At 66.0% G+C, this 15326-nt stretch carries 15 protein-coding genes; 10 read left to right on the top strand and 5 right to left on the bottom strand.

The annotated features are described in order from the left end of the window. Positions 1-103: 103 nt before the first annotated feature. Positions 104-970: an IS3 family transposase gene (locus BLV15_RS12295; RefSeq protein WP_139210719.1), complete on the bottom strand. Its 867-nt coding sequence runs from the start codon at positions 968-970 to the stop codon at positions 104-106. Next, positions 967-1260, bottom strand: a complete 294-nt coding sequence (locus BLV15_RS12290; RefSeq protein WP_090228524.1) for a transposase — start codon at positions 1258-1260, stop codon at positions 967-969. The genes BLV15_RS12295 and BLV15_RS12290 overlap by 4 nt, the downstream gene beginning before the upstream one ends. Before the next feature lie 598 nt (positions 1261-1858). On the opposite strand from BLV15_RS12290, the gene BLV15_RS12285 reads away from it, so the two are divergent. Next, positions 1859-2113: a hypothetical protein gene (locus tag BLV15_RS12285; protein ID WP_090228522.1), complete on the top strand. Its 255-nt coding sequence runs from the start codon at positions 1859-1861 to the stop codon at positions 2111-2113. Beyond that, positions 2113-2376: a LasR-specific antiactivator QslA gene (locus BLV15_RS12280; protein ID WP_090228520.1), complete on the top strand. Its 264-nt coding sequence runs from the start codon at positions 2113-2115 to the stop codon at positions 2374-2376. The genes BLV15_RS12285 and BLV15_RS12280 overlap by 1 nt, the downstream gene beginning before the upstream one ends. A gap of 355 nt (positions 2377-2731) precedes the next feature. On the opposite strand, the gene BLV15_RS12275 is transcribed toward BLV15_RS12280, so the two are convergent. After that, entirely contained in the window at positions 2732-4186 is a 1455-nt protein-coding gene (locus BLV15_RS12275) for an efflux transporter outer membrane subunit (RefSeq protein ID WP_090228517.1), read from the bottom strand. A gap of 101 nt (positions 4187-4287) precedes the next feature. Here BLV15_RS12275 and BLV15_RS12270 point away from each other — a divergent pair, with 101 nt between their 5' ends. The 4 genes from BLV15_RS12270 (at position 4288) to BLV15_RS12255 (ending at position 9726) form a co-directional block, all read left to right on the top strand. Continuing rightward, a complete protein-coding gene (locus tag BLV15_RS12270) occupies positions 4288-4905 on the top strand; it encodes a TetR/AcrR family transcriptional regulator (protein WP_090228516.1) in 618 nt (205 codons plus the stop codon). A 71-nt stretch (positions 4906-4976) separates the two neighbouring features. Next, positions 4977-6083, top strand: a complete 1107-nt coding sequence (locus tag BLV15_RS12265) for an efflux RND transporter periplasmic adaptor subunit (protein ID WP_090228513.1) — start codon at positions 4977-4979, stop codon at positions 6081-6083. Beyond that, on the top strand, positions 6080-9169 hold the full coding sequence (locus tag BLV15_RS12260; protein ID WP_090228510.1) for an efflux RND transporter permease subunit: 3090 nt from the start codon (positions 6080-6082) through the stop codon (positions 9167-9169). Before BLV15_RS12265 ends, BLV15_RS12260 begins: the two co-directional genes overlap by 4 nt. After that, on the top strand, positions 9166-9726 hold the full coding sequence (locus tag BLV15_RS12255; RefSeq protein WP_090228508.1) for a TetR/AcrR family transcriptional regulator: 561 nt from the start codon (positions 9166-9168) through the stop codon (positions 9724-9726). Before BLV15_RS12260 ends, BLV15_RS12255 begins: the two co-directional genes overlap by 4 nt. A gap of 57 nt (positions 9727-9783) precedes the next feature. On the opposite strand, the gene BLV15_RS12250 is transcribed toward BLV15_RS12255, so the two are convergent. Continuing rightward, the gene (locus BLV15_RS12250; protein WP_090228505.1) at positions 9784-10518 is read right to left on the bottom strand and encodes a Crp/Fnr family transcriptional regulator; all 735 of its coding nucleotides are present in this window, start codon (positions 10516-10518) and stop codon (positions 9784-9786) included. Between the two features lie 104 nt (positions 10519-10622). Between BLV15_RS12250 and BLV15_RS12245 the strand changes: the two genes are divergently transcribed. The 4 genes from BLV15_RS12245 (at position 10623) to BLV15_RS12230 (ending at position 14331) form a co-directional block, all read left to right on the top strand. Then, entirely contained in the window at positions 10623-11411 is a 789-nt protein-coding gene (locus BLV15_RS12245; protein ID WP_090228503.1) for an SDR family oxidoreductase, read from the top strand. A gap of 46 nt (positions 11412-11457) precedes the next feature. Then, the gene (locus BLV15_RS12240) at positions 11458-13065 is read left to right on the top strand and encodes a phytoene desaturase family protein (protein ID WP_090228500.1); all 1608 of its coding nucleotides are present in this window, start codon (positions 11458-11460) and stop codon (positions 13063-13065) included. 28 nt (positions 13066-13093) lie between these two features. Beyond that, positions 13094-13405: an EthD family reductase gene (locus BLV15_RS12235; RefSeq protein WP_090228498.1), complete on the top strand. Its 312-nt coding sequence runs from the start codon at positions 13094-13096 to the stop codon at positions 13403-13405. A 128-nt stretch (positions 13406-13533) separates the two neighbouring features. After that, positions 13534-14331, top strand: a complete 798-nt coding sequence (locus tag BLV15_RS12230; protein WP_090228496.1) for an alpha/beta fold hydrolase — start codon at positions 13534-13536, stop codon at positions 14329-14331. A gap of 28 nt (positions 14332-14359) precedes the next feature. On the opposite strand, the gene BLV15_RS12225 is transcribed toward BLV15_RS12230, so the two are convergent. Further along, positions 14360-15241, bottom strand: coding sequence for a LysR family transcriptional regulator (locus tag BLV15_RS12225; RefSeq protein ID WP_090228494.1), 882 nt, complete (start codon positions 15239-15241; stop codon positions 14360-14362). Positions 15242-15326: the final 85 nt, after the last annotated feature.

The raw sequence follows: 15326 nt of genomic DNA, 5'->3' as shown, positions 1-15326 counted from the left end.
AGATTGTCGCCATGACGTCAGCATGGGAATAGCAGAATCCTCCGCCACTGCCATTGGCCTGCAGCATTGCGATTGGTCTGTCCCGGAACTGGTGGACAGGTAGTTAAGAGCTACTGCTCGCGTTTCGCCGCTCAAACTCCATCGGACTGAGATAGCCCAACGTCGAGTGGCGACGGCGGTGATTGTAAAAGCGGATGTAGTCGAACAGGTCGGTTTTCGCCTCTTGGTAGCTGGCGTAATGCGTCAGGTACACCCGCTCGGTCTTCAGCGAACGGAAGAAGCTCTCCATCGCAGCGTTGTCCCAGCAGCTCCCCGGACGTGAATGGCTGGGCACAACCCGATGGCGCCGCAGCAAGGCCTGGTAGTCGTAGGCGCAGTATTGGCTGCCACGATCCGAGTGCAGCAGTACCTCTGCCTGTGGTTGGCGGCGTGCCACAGCCATCTCCAGCGCAGCATGCACTAGGGCTTGCTGCATGCGATGGTGCATCGCCCAACCGACGACGGCGCGTGAATAGAGATCGAGCACCACGGCCAGATACAGCCAGCCTTGGGCCGTCCGCACGTAGGTCATGTCCGAGACCCAGTGCCGGTTGGCGCGATCCGAGGCGAACTGGCGATCCAGGTGATTCGGCGCAATCGGCAGAGCGTGACGACTGCTGGAAACCAGCCGCCAGCGCTTGCGCGAGCGAACGCGCAAACCAGCTTCGCGCATCAGTCGGGCAACCCGGTGCCGACCACACGCATGCCCCATGGCCGCCAGTTCGGCCTTGATTCGGCGATGGCCATAGATCCCATTCACCTCATGGTGGATGGTGCGGATCTCCTTGCTCAAGCGTCGGTTCGCCATCTCTCTCGCCGAAGGAGGCCGCTGCTGCCAGGCATAGAAACCGCTGCGCGATACCCGCAGCAGCCGGCACATTGGCGCTACGGGGTAGCGACCGGCCAACGCCTCGATGGCGCGGAACCTCACTTCGTGGGCCGCGAGAAGATGGCGAGCGCCTTTTTTAAAACATCGCGCTCCATGGTGACCTGGGCCAGTTGCTGGCGTAGCCGACGCAGTTCCGCGTTCTCGCCACGCTGCTTGCCATTGCCTGGAAAGGCATCGTCACCCTGCTGTTCGTACTGGCGCTTCCATTTGCCCAGCAGGCTTTCAGCAATGCCCAGCGTCTCGGCTACATGCCGAAGCGGCGTGCCGGAAAGCACCTGGCCTACCGCCTCGAGTTTGAAGGATTCAGGAAAACGTCGTCTGGTCTGGCTCATGAACACTCCTTGCGGCGGACATTATCCACCTTAAGTCAGTGTCCACTCAGCCCGGGACAGACCAGATCGAACAAGAAAGGGGGGCAGATTTTCCCTGTTCTAAACGTCTGCTTCTGGCCGCTTTTTGCCTGTGTCATTATCAACTCGGACCGAAAGTTAGCCTCTTCACAGCCCCGGCAGGTGGCTGAAAAGCCGCCGCAATCCGCATCGAAACCACCCCCAATTTCCACTTCCTTGTCCTACCCCCACCCCGCGCGCTAGAGTGCGCCGGTCACGGTCAATCCCGTGGCCTGGGTGTGGTAACCCGGAATTGTCTGAGGCGCGACAGCGCCATAGCCGAGAACAGGCGCTTTTTTTATGCCTGCTGTTTTCTCGTGCATTTATGGCGGGCCGTGTGAGGCGAGCTTCGGCTCGGCCGGTTCCCTCGGACGCCGGTTTACCACCCTTGCACGGTCCGCCTCCATCCGTGTGGTAACGGCTGGAAAGCGGCTCCTTAACCGTTCGAGGAGCATAAGGAAAATGCGCTATCCCCCTTTTACGCACGGGCACCTCCCTGCTGTTTGCGTGGTATCGATCACCTTCGTTCTGGAGGTGTGCCGTGGCTGAGTCGAACCACATCGCCTTCCCTTCACTGCAAGCACCAGCCGCGGGCGCGCGTGAAAAGAACTATCCCTACCGGATCGAGGCCGAGTTGCAGCTGGCGTTGCTGCTGCGCCAGTTCGGCTCCGCCGAGCCTGAAAACGACCAGATGATGTACCTGGACGCCAGGGAGATCCGGCAGGTACGGGCGCGTATTCGCGAGTTGGCGGCGCTGCTGGTCAATGCCATCGAACAGGCCAGGGAGGGCGGCTGATGAGCCGCCGTGGCGTGTGCCGGCTGGCCGCCCACGACGATCATCCCGGCGTTGAAATCAGCCTCCCGGCCAGGCACCAAGCCGCGTTCGACCTCGGCGTGAACTGCGCGCAGGCGTGGTTGGAGAACCCCAACCCCGGCTGGTTGTGGGCAGGGATGTTGGTCGAGCGCGATCTGTTGAAAAGCGAGCCCGCGCGCCGGACGTTCGATGTCGGCTTTCTCAGCCGCTTGCATCAGCGATTACGTTCGCCGGGGGAGGGTTGACCCTAGGCAGGTAGCCTGTTTATCCATTCGCCGATGGTTGATGGGTCGCGCTTTATCTATCCAGTGGGCGCTGTAGATGAATGGAAAAGAAGTCATTCATCCTGCGAAGCCATGACGCCGCGGGTCGACTCTGGGATGGAAACGCTGGCTTTTTCCGTACGGCCACTCCGAGACGGTGGACAACGCTCTGTTTGTCTACCGGCTTTTTTCAACCGACGGCATCGGATACCTGGCCCTCAAACCGCTCCGGGCATTCGATCATCGCCGATGAAAAATGCTTCGCGGTTCTGCGCGTTCATCGAGTATCGGCGGTGTGCGCCTGTCGTCCAGCTCTGTTGCTGGCTCAGGACGACGATCAGTTGCGCGCCAGCGACTCGGCGGCGTTCCAACCGCCGCCCAGCGCCTTGAACGCCGCGACGGCGGCGCGGGTCGACTCCGTTCGTGCCTGGACCCTGGCGTCGGAGGCGCGCAGCAGGCTCTCGTCCGCCTGCAGCACTTCGATCAGGCTGACCACGCCTTGCTGGTAGGCCTCGAAGGACGCCTGCCGCGCGCGGCTGAGCGAATCCACCCCCTGCTCCAGCAGCTTGGCCTGGTCCTCGCGCCTGACCAACGCCGAGAAGGCATTCTCCACATCTTCGGTCGCGCGCAGCGCCGCGAGGCGATAGGCCGCCAGTTGCTCGGCTTCCTGGCCCTTGGCGAGATCGATCTGGGCGTCGATGCGGCCGAAGTCGAACAGGCGCCAGCGCAGGCCCAGCACGCCGCTCATCTGGCTGGCGCCGCTGCTGAACAGGTTGCCGCCGGACACCGAGGTGGCACTGCCAATCAGCCCGCTCAGCGAGAACTTCGGGTAGTACTCGGCGACGGCCGCGCCGATGCGCGCGTTCGAGGCGGCCAGGCGGCGCTCCGCCACGATCAGGTCGGGGCGGCGCCTGAGCAGGTCGCCCGGCGATCCGCTGGCGGCAATCCGCGGGGCCTGCGGCAGGTCCACGGCTTCGGCCAGCTCGGCACGGTGGGTGCCCGGCTGCGCGCCGAGCAGCACGTCGAGCGCGTTCATCGCCGCGTCCAGCCCCGTTTCCAGTACCGGCACGCTGGCGCGCACCTGGGCGAGCGCACCGCTGGCCTGATGCACCTGCATGTCGGCCGCCAGGCCCTGTCCCTGCAGCAGTTGGATGGTCGCCAGCAGGTCCTCCTGCGTCCGCACTTGCTGGCGGGCCACGGCGATCCGGCCCTGCAACCCGCGAATCGCGAGGTAGGTATCGGCGGTCTGCGCCGCGACGGCCAACCGGGTGGCGGCGGCGCCAGCTTGCGAGGCCTGGTACTCCGCCAACGCCGCTTCGCGACCGCGGCGCAGGCCGCCGAAAACGTCCAGCTCCCAGCTGGCGCCCAGGTTGGCTTCGTAGCTGTTGCCGTAGCGATCGAAGTCCGGCGTGGCGTTCAGCACCTGACCCAGGGGCGTCTCGATCGACTGGTAGGCCCGCGCGGCCTGGCCGTTGACGGTGCCGGAGGGCAGCAGCGCCGCGTTGGCGGCGCCCAAGCCGGAGCGGGCCTGGGCGATGCGCGCACTGGCCTGGGCCAGGTCCAGGTTCTGCTCCAACGCCAGGCTCACGAAGCGGGTCAGTTGCGGGTCGCCGAAGCCGCTCCACCAGGTGCTGAATTCGGCATCGGCGCGGGCAGGGCGGGCATCGACGGCGGCCTGGCCGAGGAAGCCTTCGGACAGCGAAAGCGCGGGGCGTTGGTAATCGGGGCCGACCGCGCAGCCTGCCATGAGGCCGGCGCTGACCAGTACGACGAGGGGGCGCTTCGATGGCATGCCAGGTCCTTCGGGAGTAGGGTGAATACGCTGATTTGTGACCATAATACATATTGGTCACTCATTGTCCATCACCCAGCCGCTCTGTAGGCTATGCCTCCATGAACAAGACTCCCGCTCCAAAAGTATCGGCGCGTGGCCCGGTGGATCACGAGGTGCGTGATCAGATCGTGGCGGCGGCGACCGAGCACTTCCGTTTCTACGGCTACGAGAAGACCACGGTTTCCGATCTGGCCAGGGCCGTCGGCTTCTCCAAGGCCTACATCTACAAGTTCTTCGAGTCCAAGCAGGCCATCGGCGAGATGATCTGCGCGAACTGTCTGGACGAGATACAGACCGAGGTGAAGGCGGCCATCGACGCGGTCGACAGCCCGCCGGAGAAGCTACGGCGCATGCTCAAGGCACTGGTGGAGTCATGCCTGCGGCTGTTCTTCCAGGATCGCCGGCTCTACGAGATCGTCTCTTCCGCCGCGTCCGGGCGCTGGCCGGCGACCCTCGTCTACGAAGACTTCATCGAGCAGAGCATCCGCGAAATCCTGCAGCTGGGTCGGCAAAGCGGGGACTTCGAGCGCAAGACACCGCTGGATGAAACCACCCGGGCGATCCACCTGATCATGCGGCCCTGTTTCAACCCGCTGCTGCTGCAGCATGGGCTCGACACCACCGACGAAGCCCCGGTCCTGCTCTCCAGCCTGATACTCCGAAGCCTGTCGCCCTGATCTGTGACTATTGACTAAATTGGTCACTAGAATCAAAGTGAAGTCTCCTACGACTTCGCAACGGATTCCCCATGCGCCGGCGCAATCTCCTTCTGTCCACCCTCATCGGCGTGATGCCGTTTGCGCTGGTCTCCTGCGGCGATCAGGTGTCCTCCGATCCACGCACTGGTGCGCCGCTGGTGCGGGTCGCCACGCTCGAGTCGGCGACGTCCGCGCCGCGTTCCTTCACCGGCATCGTGGCGGCCAGGGTCCAGAGTGATCTGGGCTTTCGCGTTTCCGGCAAGGTGTTGCAGCGGCTGGTGGACACCGGCCAGCCGGTCAGGCGCGGGCAGGTGCTGCTGCGCCTCGATCCCGTCGACCTGCAGCTCGCCGCCCATGCGCAGCGCGAGGCGGTGACCGCCGCCCGTGCGCGGGCTCGGCAGGCGATCGACGACGAAGTGCGCTACCGCACCCTGCGCGGCACCGGCGCGGTATCGGTGTCGGCCTACGACCAGTACAAGGCGGCGGCAGACGCGGCGCGCGCCCAGCTCAGTGCGGCCGAGGCCCAGGCCGAGGTGGCCGGCAACGCGATGCGCTACGCCGAGCTTCTGGCCGATGCCGACGGCGTCGTCATGGAAACCCTGGCCGAGCCCGGCCAGGTGGTGAGTGCCGGCCAGGCCGTGGTGCGGCTGGCGCATGCCGGCCCCCGGGAGGCGCTGGTGCAGTTGCCGGAAACCCTTCGCCCGGCGGTCGGCTCCGCCGCCCAGGCCACGCTGTTCGGCCGGCACGACGTCAGCGTCGCGACCCACCTGCGCCAGCTTTCCGATGTCGCCGACCGCCAGACCCGCACCTTCGAAGCCCGCTACGTGCTCGAAGGCGAACTGGCCAGTGCTCCGCTGGGCACCACGATTACCGTGCGGATAGCCGCGGAGCAGGCCGAGCGCGGGGTTCGGGTGCCCGTGGGCGCACTCCACGACGCCGGCAAAGGCCCCGGCGTGTGGGTCGTCCAGGGCGATCCGGCAACGGTTGCCTGGACGCCGGTCAGCGTCGAGTTGCTGGACGACGAGGACGCGCGGGTCAGCGGGGCGTTGAAGCCGGGCATGCGGATCGTCGCGCTCGGTGCCCATTTGTTGCGTGACGGCCAGCCGGTGCGCCTTGCCGCCCCGACGTCCGTCGCGGCAGCCGGGGAACGCCCATGAGCGCAGGTCGTTTCAACCTCTCCGCGCTCGCCGTGCGCGAGCGCTCGGTCACCCTGTTCCTGGTCTGCCTGATCTCCCTCGCGGGGCTCATCGCCTTCTTCAAGCTGGGGCGGGCCGAAGACCCGGCCTTTACCGTCAAGGTCATGACCATCATCACCGCCTGGCCGGGCGCCACCGCCCAGGAAATGCAGGACCAGGTCGCCGAGAAACTGGAGAAGCGCCTGCAGGAACTTCGCTGGTACGACCGCAGCGAGACCTACACCCGGCCGGGCCTGGCCTTCACCTCGCTGTCGCTGCTCGACAGCACGCCGCCCGCGGAGGTGCCGGAGGAGTTCTACCAGGCGCGCAAGAAGATCAGCGACGAGGCCAAGACGCTGCCCGCCGGCGTGATCGGGCCGCTGGTGAACGACGAATACTCCGACGTCACCTTCGCCCTGTTCGCGCTCAAGGCCAAAGGCGAGCCGCAGCGCCGTCTGGTGCGCGATGCCGAGACGCTGCGCCAGCGGCTCCTGCACGTTCCCGGCGTGAAGAAGGTCAACATCATCGGCGAGCAGGCCGAGCGGATCTTCGTCGAGTTCTCCCACGAGCGCCTGGCGACGCTGGGCATCGGCCCGCAGGAGGTGTTCGCCGCGCTCAACGGACAGAACGTCCTGACCCCGGCCGGCTCCGTCGAAACCCGTGGGCCGGAGGTGTTCATCCGGCTCGACGGCGCCTTCGATGAGTTGCAAAAGATCCGCGACACGCCGGTGATCGCCCAGGGCCGCACCCTGAAGCTGTCGGACGTCGCGACGGTGACACGCGGCTACGAGGACCCGGCCACCTTCCTGATCCGCAACGGCGGCGAACCGGCGCTGCTGCTGGGCATCGTCATGCGCGAAGGCTGGAACGGGCTCGACCTGGGCCAGGCGCTGAACGACGAGGTGGGCGCCATCAACGGCGAACTGCCCCTGGGCATGAGCCTGACCAAGGTCACCGACCAGGCGGTCAACATCAGTGCCTCGGTCGACGAGTTCATGGTCAAGTTCTTCGTCGCCCTGCTGGTGGTCATGCTGGTGAGCTTCATCAGCATGGGCTGGCGAGTCGGCATCGTGGTCGCCGTGGCGGTGCCGCTGACGCTGGCGGTGGTCTTCGTGGTGATGGCCGCCACCGGCAAGAACTTCGACCGCATCACCCTGGGCTCGCTGATCCTCGCGCTGGGCCTGCTGGTGGACGATGCGATCATCGCCATCGAGATGATGGTGGTGAAGATGGAGGAGGGCTACAGCCGTGTGCAGGCTTCCGCCTACGCCTGGAGCAGCACGGCGGCGCCGATGCTCTCGGGGACCCTGGTGACGGCCGTCGGCTTCATGCCCAACGGTTTCGCCCGCTCCACCGCTGGCGAGTACACCAGCAACATGTTCTGGATCGTCGGTATCGCCCTGATCGCCTCTTGGCTGGTCGCGGTGATCTTCACGCCGTACTTCGGCGTCAAGCTGCTTCCCGATATCAGGAAGGCCGAGGGCCAACACGGCGACCTCTACGACACCCCGCGCTACAACCGTTTTCGCCGGCTGCTGGGCCGCGTCATCGGCCACAAATGGCTGGTCGCCGGCTCGGTGGTCGGGCTGTTCGTGACCGCCGTGCTCGGCATGGCGCTGGTCAAGAAGCAGTTCTTCCCGATCTCCGACCGACCCGAAGTGCTGGTCGAAGTGCAGATGCCCTACGGCACGTCCATCGCACAGACCAGCGCCGCCGCCGGCAAGGTCGAGGACTGGCTGGCGCGGCAGGAGGAAGCCAGGATCGTCACCGCCTACATCGGCCAGGGCGCGCCGCGCTTCTTCATGGCCATGGGGCCGGAGTTGCCCGATCCGTCATTCGCCAAGATCGTCGTGCGCACGGACAACCCGGAAGAGCGCGAGGCGCTCAAGCAGCGGCTGCGCCAGGCGATTGCCGACGGCCTGGCCAGCGAGGCGCGGGTGCGCGTCACGCAACTGGTGTTCGGCCCGTACTCGCCGTACCCGGTGGCCTACCGGGTCATGGGGCCGGACCCGGACCGGCTGCGCGAAATCGCCGCCGAGGTGCAGCGGACGATGGATGCCAGCCCGCTGATGCGCACGGTGAACACCGACTGGGGCAGCCGCGTGCCGACGCTGCACTTCACCCTGCAGCAGGATCGTCTGCAGGCGGTGGGCCTCACCTCCAGCGCCGTGGCGCAGCAGCTGCAGTTCCTGCTCAGCGGCGTGTCCGTCACCGCCGTGCGCGAGGACATCCGCACGGTGCAGGTGATGGCCCGCGCCGCCGGCGGTATCCGCCTCGATCCGGCGCGAGTCATGGACTTCACCCTCGCGGGTGCCAGCGGCCAGCGCATTCCGCTGTCGCAGGTCGGCGAGGTGGAGGTGCGCACGGAAGAGCCGATCATGCGCTGGCGCGACCGTGTGCCGACCATCACCGTGCGCGGCGACATCGCCGAAGGGCTGCAACCGCCGGATGTGTCGACGGCCATCAGCCAGCAACTGCAACCCCTCATCGACAAGCTGCCGAGCGGCTATCGCCTCGAGGAGGCGGGCTCCATCGAGGAATCGGGCAAGGCGAGCAAGGCCATGCTGCCGCTGTTTCCGATCATGCTCGCCGTCACGCTGATCATCATCATCCTGCAAGTGCGCTCGATCTCTGCGATGGCGATGGTCTTCCTCACCAGCCCGCTGGGGCTGATCGGCGTCGTGCCGACGCTGATCCTGTTCCAGCAGCCCTTCGGTATCAACGCGCTGGTCGGCCTGATTGCCCTGTCCGGCATCCTGATGCGCAACACGCTGATCCTGATCGGGCAGATCCGCCAGAACCAGGAGGCCGGCCTTGAGCCGTTCCGGGCGGTGGTCGAGGCCACCGTTCATCGGGCGCGACCGGTGATCCTTACCGCGCTGGCGGCGATCCTGGCGTTCATTCCGCTGACCCATTCGGTGTTCTGGGGAACGCTCGCCTACACCCTGATCGGCGGCACCTTCGCCGGCACCGTCCTGACCCTGGTGTTCCTGCCGGCGATGTACGCCATCTGGTTTGGCATCAAGCCCGCACGCGATGACCGGCTCGAGGGAGCGCAGCCCGCATGAGCCCCCTCGCGCAGAAGGAAGCACGCCGGGATAGCCGAAGACGCAAGATGCTGTGGGCGGCGAGCAACGTGTTTTCCGCGGTGGGTTTTGCCCAGGCGAACATGCAGGCCATCGCGGACGCCGCGGACGTGACCAAGGCCACCCTGTACATGTACTTCGGGGACAAGGAGCAGCTTTTCCGCACCGTCTGCGAATGCTGGCTGGACGAGATGCCCGAGCCGGCGCTGCCCTGCCCGGCGCAGGGCGAGCTGCGCGCCTGCCTGGGACGGGCTGCCGCCGAGCTGCTGCGGCAAAGCGAGCACCCGGCCTTCGTCGCCCTGACGTACATCGAGCTGCGCTCCAACCGGACGCTGCAGAAGCGCTGGCGACAGCGCTATCGGCCGTATCGGACGTATCTGGAAGAGGCGCTGTCCCGCTCCGTTCGTTGCGCCGATCCCGAGCATGCCGCGCTGCAGTTCCTGCTGCTGGTGGCGGGCGGCCTGGACAGCCATCCCGCGCAGGTGACCGAGTCGCGAATCGGCGCCGCCGTGGAACTGTTCGTTCAGGCCTACGGGTGAGGCGCGGCGGGCCCGATGTAAGCGCACGACGCTGCGGCAGCGGCGGTTCTTCGCGCTTCAGCCGCCGGAGCGCTCGGGCGCGTCGTCCACGTCTTGGCGGTTCGCGTGGTTCAGCAGCTGTGTCAGGTTACACAGCTCGATGGATTTGTAGCCCTGGGTAAGCAGCCCGAGCCCCTCCAGCCTGGCCAGCGCCGCGTTGATGCTCTGCCGGGTGCTGCCCATCATCTGCGCCAGGTGCTCCTGGGAAACGCTCAGGTGCAGGGACGGGTTCTGCGTGCGCGAGCCGAACCCCTGCGCCATCAGCCACAGGCGCCTGGCGAGCCGGTGGTGGAGCGCGCCCGGCTCGCCGATCACCTGGTAGGCGACGCGCAGCTTGTTGATGCTCAGACGGGCGATGTCCCGCCAGTACCTGGGGTGCTCGTCCAGCCATTGGGTGAAGGCGTGCATGGGAACGCAGAGGATCTGTGAATCCATGTCGGCGATTGCATCGCGAATGTACGGTCGCCCGTCGATCAGGGAGATGTCGCCGAACCAGTGGCAGGGCTCCAGATAAACCAGCAATGAGGGTGTGCCGTCACGCAGGGCGCTGCTGAGGCGGATGGCGCCCTCGATTACGCAGAACAGCGCGTACCTGGCCTGTTCGCCGTCGCGGTACATCGCCTCTCCCGCGAGCAGCCCATGCATCCTGGCGTCGCGAATCAGGGCCTGCTTGAGCTCGACCGCGCAGGAGGAAAACCACTCGTCCCTGTCCAGTACGGTCAGTAGGAAATCGCTGTCTGCGGGTACGTCCATGGCGTGGGTTCAAAATTCAAATTTTTGACAGACTGCCACCTTGGCTGCCCCTAGCCTAGTCCTCGCTCACAACAACAAGCGATTTACAGGCAGGAGTGGCGGCAATGCTGGATCAGAGCGAGTTCATCGGAAAAACTGTATTCGTAGCCGGCGGCACCAGCGGCATCAACCTCGGCATAGCCAAGGCGTTCGCCGCCGCAGGCGCACGCGTGGCGGTGTTCAGCCGGTCGGCGGAACGCGTGGACAGCGCGCTCGCCAGCCTGCGCGCGCTGGGCGGCGAAGCCATGGGTTTCACCGGCGACGTCCGGGAATTGAGCAGCGTCCAGGACGCGCTTTCCAGGACTCATGAAGCCTGGGGCAGCATCGATGTGCTGTGCTCCGGGGCGGCCGGCAACTTCGTCGCACCGGCGGCGGTGATGTCGTCGAACGGCTTCAAGAGCGTCATGGATATCGACCTGCTTGGCAGCTTCCATGTGCTGCGCGCGGCCTATCCGTTCCTGACCAAGCCTGGCGCGTCGATCATCAACATCTCCGCCCCGCAGGCATCCATTGCCACGCCGCTGCAGGCACATGTCTGCGCGGCCAAGGCTGGCGTGGACATGCTTACCCGCGTGCTCGCCATGGAATGGGGCCCGGAGGGTATCAGGGTCAACTCCATCGTTCCCGGCCCCATCGACGGTACGGAAGGGATGGCGCGCCTGACGCCCACCGCCGAGGCGCGCGAGGCGGTCATTCGCAATCTTCCGCTGCGTCGCTACGGCGATCTCAACTCGGTGGCCAAGGTCGCCGTCATGCTCAGTTCCTCGGTCTGCGATTACGTGACTGGCGTGGTGCTGCCCGTCGATGGCGGTGCCTCGCTGGCCGGCCCCGGGTTGTTCGGCCCCTCTGCCTGAGCGTGCGACCGCACCGGGCATGCTCCACTTCATCAGGAAAACAACAATGAAAAACGACGCTAATTCGAGCTACAAGCGCGCGCTCGCGCGGGGCGACCTGGGAACGAAACCGGACGTAATCGTCGTCGGTTCTGGAGCCGGCGGGCTCACGGCCGCCGCCTTGCTGGCGCTCGAAGGCAAGAAGGTGCTGGTGCTCGAACGCCACGCGGTCATCGGTGGCTGCCTGCAGGTGTTCAAGCGGCCCGGATTCGAGTGGGACGTGGGCCTTCATTACGTCGGCGAGGTTCATCGCGCCGGCACCCTGTCGAGCCTGTTCGACAAGGTGACGCGCGGGGCACTGAAATGGCAGAAGATGCCCGACATCTACAACAGGATCGCGGTCGGCGACGAGGTGTTCGATTACCACGCGGGCAGCGCGGCCTTCCGCGAGCGGATGAAGGACTACTTCCCCGAAGAGGCGGACGCCATCGACCGCTACATCGAGCTGGTCAACGAAGCCAGCCGCCCGGCGGGCGAGTTCCTCGCGGTACGGGCCATGCCGGAACAACTCGCGGACAAGGCATTCGATCAGGTCGCGCCGCGCTTCATGCCGCTGGCCGGGAAAACCGCGCGGGAAGTGCTGCAGTCGATCACCCGCAACGAGAAGCTGATCGCCGTGCTCTGTGGTCATTTCGGCGATTACGCGAGCCTGCCGAGCGTGGCCTCGTTCTCGGTGCACGCGGCCGTCATCCGCCATTACCTCGAGGGTGCGAGCTATCCCATCGGCGGTGCGCAGGTCATCGCGGACCTGATTTCGCAGACCATTCGCAGTGCCGGCGGGATGGTGCTGGCAGGGGCCGACGTCGTCGCGGTCGTCGAGCACGGCGGCCGTGTCGTCGGCGTGCGCATGGCTGGCGGCGAGGTGCTCGAAGCGCCGCAGGTCATCAGCGGTATCGGCATCCGCCAGACGCTGGGCATGCTCGCCAGCGAGAGCCCGGACGTTGCGCAGATCAACGCCAAGGCCCAGGCCATGCCGAGCACGCTGCCGGCGGTCGTACTCAACGTCGGGCTGGATGCAGGCAACGCGGAGCTGGAGGTTGGCCCGGCCAATATCTGGATTCACAGGAGCGCCAGGCAGACCGAAGACTGGCAGCACTACGTTCAGGATTCGGCCAACCGCCCGATGCCGCTGCACTTCATCTCGCAACCCTCGGCCAAGGACCCGACCTGGGAACAGCGCTATCCCGGCCGCACCACCATGGACATCTGCAGCTTCACCGACTGGAACCTGTGGAAGCCGTTCAGCGATACGCGGTGGAAGCGTCGCGGCGACGAATACGAAGGCCTCAAGGTTCGCCTCGCCGAGGAGATGCTCGAACAGGTCTACCGCTTCTATCCGAAGGCGCGCGGCCATGTCGTCCATGCCGAGTTGGCCACGCCGGTGAGCTTCAACGATTTCCTCGGCCGAACGCGTGGCGACTTCATGTCGTTCGCCCCGACGCCGGAGCGCTATGAGCAGCGCTGGACCCGCGCCTTCAGCCCGGTGAAGGGCTTGCTCTTCGCCGGCCAGGACGTCGGCATGGGGGGCGTCAGCGGCGCCATGGTTGGCGGGCTGCTGGCGGCATCCGCGGCGCTGGGCCGTGACCTGTTCAGGGAGCTGCGAGAGCACGCTTGACCCTCTACCCCTTTCATCGGTGAACACCATGATCAGAGTGACCGTTTCATACCCGCCCCATGAGGGCTACCGGTTCGACCACAGCTACTACCAGGGCGCGCATGCGCGGCTGATCCGTGAGCGCCTGGGCGCTCATGGGCTGTTGAAGCTGGAGATCGACCAGACGTTGCATGAGCGCGGCGACACCTTGCCTGCGAGCGTCGCGGCGGCGCACCTGTTCTTCGACGACCTCGACACCTTCAAGGCGGCGATGGGAGCCGAAGGCAAGGCGCTCGGCGCAGATTGTCCCCACTACACGGACATCGCCCCGGTCGTGCTCGTCAGCCAGGTCGTTGGCTAGTTCCAGCGCCCTGCCGTGAACGCATCGAGGCCGGAGCGCACAGGCGCTTGCAGCCAAGGTCGAAGCGCCAGGGCAGCCGGGTGCCTGCCGGATGAACGGCCCTTGACGGGCTTTGCGGAGAGACAAGCGTGCACAGTGAACTGATCGTTTCCGGCATTCGGGTACACATCGACGGCGACGGCCCCGACACCTTCGTGATGCTGCACGGCTGGCCGGACACCCATGAGATATGGGAAGGGCAGGTGCGGCATTTCAAGCGCACGCACCGGTGCGTGAGGTTCACCCTGCCAGGCTTCGACGATCCCGCCACGCGCGGCTTCTCCGTCCGCGAACTGATGGCGCTGATGCTCGCCGTGGTGAACGAGGTCAGCCCGAACGGCCCGGTCACGCTGATGCTTCACGACTGGGGCTGCCTGTTCGGCTTTCATTTCGCCGCGCTCCACCCGAACAAGGTGGCGCGAGTGGTTGCCGTCGACGTGGGCGATGCAACTTCGCCGGCGTTTGCCCGCGCGCTGAGCCTGCGTGCCAAGTTGATGATCTTCGCGTACCAGATGCCGCTGGCACTGACCTGGTACATCAAGGGCGCGCTGGGCAACCGCGTGGCCCGCGCGATCGCAAGATTCCTGCGCTGCAAGGCCGATGAAGCCAGCGTTCATGCCGGCATGAGCTATCCCTACGCCATGCGCTGGATGGGTGCCCTCGGCGGGTTGAAGGCCCTGATCGGACCCACTGAACTGGCGTGCCCGATCTTCTACGCATACGGGCGGCACAAGCCGTTCCAGTTCCATTCCGAAGAATGGTTGCGGCGCCTGAGCGCCACGGCGGGCTGCGAGGCCGAGTCCTTCAAGGCTTCCCATTGGGTGATGGTGGACTGCACCGAGCAGTTCAACAGCGCCGTTTCGCAGTGGCTTGCGCTGAAAGCCTGACCCGCGCGGGCGCCCGGCCAACGAGCGCCTACCGGAAGCTCTCCACGAGGTAATCGACGAAGCAGCGTACCCGGGCCGGGACGTGCGCGCCGCCCATGAACACCACGTGAATCTCTTCACCGTCACCGGGGTTGAAGGCCTCCAGCAGCGGCACCAGTTCGCCCGACCTGATCGCGTGTTCCACCGTCTCGGCGCATACCCGGGCGATGCCGATGCCTTGCGCGGCGAGCTGGCCCTGGGTGTCGCCGTTGTTGGTTTCGACGCTGCCTTTGACCGTCAGCGAGTAATCGCGGCCGTCCTTGCGAAACGGCCAGTCGGGCGCGGCGCGCCTGAAGTTGAAGTTGATGCAATCGTGGTCGAGCAAATCCTCCGGCACCTGCGGCGTTCCGCGGCGGGCCAGGTAGCGGGGCGATGCCACGATCACCTTGTGCGTCTTGCCCAGTGCGCGTGCCGTGAGGGGGCTATCGGGCAGGGTGCCCAGCCGCAGGGCCACGTCCGCCTGGCCGGCGGCGATGTCCACCACCGTGTCGGTGAGGTTGATGTCCACCAGCACGCCCGGATGCCGCTCGATGAATGCGCCCAGGAGCGGCACGAGGAAGGTCTTTCCGTAGAGGATCGACGCACTCACCCGCAGCCGTCCGCGCGGCGAACTCTGCTCGGAGATGAGGTGTTCGGTTTCCCTGAGGTCCGCCAGAATCCGCCGGGCCGAGGACAGGTAGGTCGCGCCTTCTGCCGTCAGGGTCAGCGAGCGGGTCGTCCGGAGCAGCAGGCGCACGCCGAGTCGCGCCTCGAGGCGATCGACGACGCGTGCGACGGAGGAGGGGGCGAGGCCAAGGCGTCGGCCCGCCGCGGAAAAGCTGCCGGTTTCGGCCACCAGGGTGAAGGTTTCCAGATCGCCAGCCACATCCATAAATGAGCACCTGTGCGCCATCTGCAAAGGTCTTTGGCGCAATTACCGGGTTAACATGGGGATTATCGGGAGGCATTGTTGCGTC

It is taken from the genome of Pseudomonas kuykendallii (assembly GCF_900106975.1).
Classification (GTDB): domain Bacteria; phylum Pseudomonadota; class Gammaproteobacteria; order Pseudomonadales; family Pseudomonadaceae; genus Pseudomonas_O; species Pseudomonas_O kuykendallii.
Note: the sequence above shows the minus strand (reverse complement) of the source record. Positions and strands in the feature narration are given on the sequence as shown.

What these genes read in the sequence shown, in the direction of transcription:
- BLV15_RS12290 (WP_090228524.1), bottom strand. Translation starts at nt 1,260, where the DNA reads ATGAGCCAGACCAGACGACGTTTTCCTGAATCCTTCAAACTCGAGGCG.
- BLV15_RS12280 (WP_090228520.1), top strand. Translation starts at nt 2,113, where the DNA reads ATGAGCCGCCGTGGCGTGTGCCGGCTGGCCGCCCACGACGATCATCCC.
- BLV15_RS12275 (WP_090228517.1), bottom strand. Translation starts at nt 4,186, where the DNA reads ATGCCATCGAAGCGCCCCCTCGTCGTACTGGTCAGCGCCGGCCTCATG.
- BLV15_RS12270 (WP_090228516.1), top strand. Translation starts at nt 4,288, where the DNA reads ATGAACAAGACTCCCGCTCCAAAAGTATCGGCGCGTGGCCCGGTGGAT.
- BLV15_RS12265 (WP_090228513.1), top strand. Translation starts at nt 4,977, where the DNA reads ATGCGCCGGCGCAATCTCCTTCTGTCCACCCTCATCGGCGTGATGCCG.
- BLV15_RS12260 (WP_090228510.1), top strand. Translation starts at nt 6,080, where the DNA reads ATGAGCGCAGGTCGTTTCAACCTCTCCGCGCTCGCCGTGCGCGAGCGC.
- BLV15_RS12255 (WP_090228508.1), top strand. Translation starts at nt 9,166, where the DNA reads ATGAGCCCCCTCGCGCAGAAGGAAGCACGCCGGGATAGCCGAAGACGC.
- BLV15_RS12250 (WP_090228505.1), bottom strand. Translation starts at nt 10,518, where the DNA reads ATGGACGTACCCGCAGACAGCGATTTCCTACTGACCGTACTGGACAGG.
- BLV15_RS12245 (WP_090228503.1), top strand. Translation starts at nt 10,623, where the DNA reads ATGCTGGATCAGAGCGAGTTCATCGGAAAAACTGTATTCGTAGCCGGC.
- BLV15_RS12240 (WP_090228500.1), top strand. Translation starts at nt 11,458, where the DNA reads ATGAAAAACGACGCTAATTCGAGCTACAAGCGCGCGCTCGCGCGGGGC.
- BLV15_RS12235 (WP_090228498.1), top strand. Translation starts at nt 13,094, where the DNA reads ATGATCAGAGTGACCGTTTCATACCCGCCCCATGAGGGCTACCGGTTC.
- BLV15_RS12225 (WP_090228494.1), bottom strand. Translation starts at nt 15,241, where the DNA reads ATGGATGTGGCTGGCGATCTGGAAACCTTCACCCTGGTGGCCGAAACC.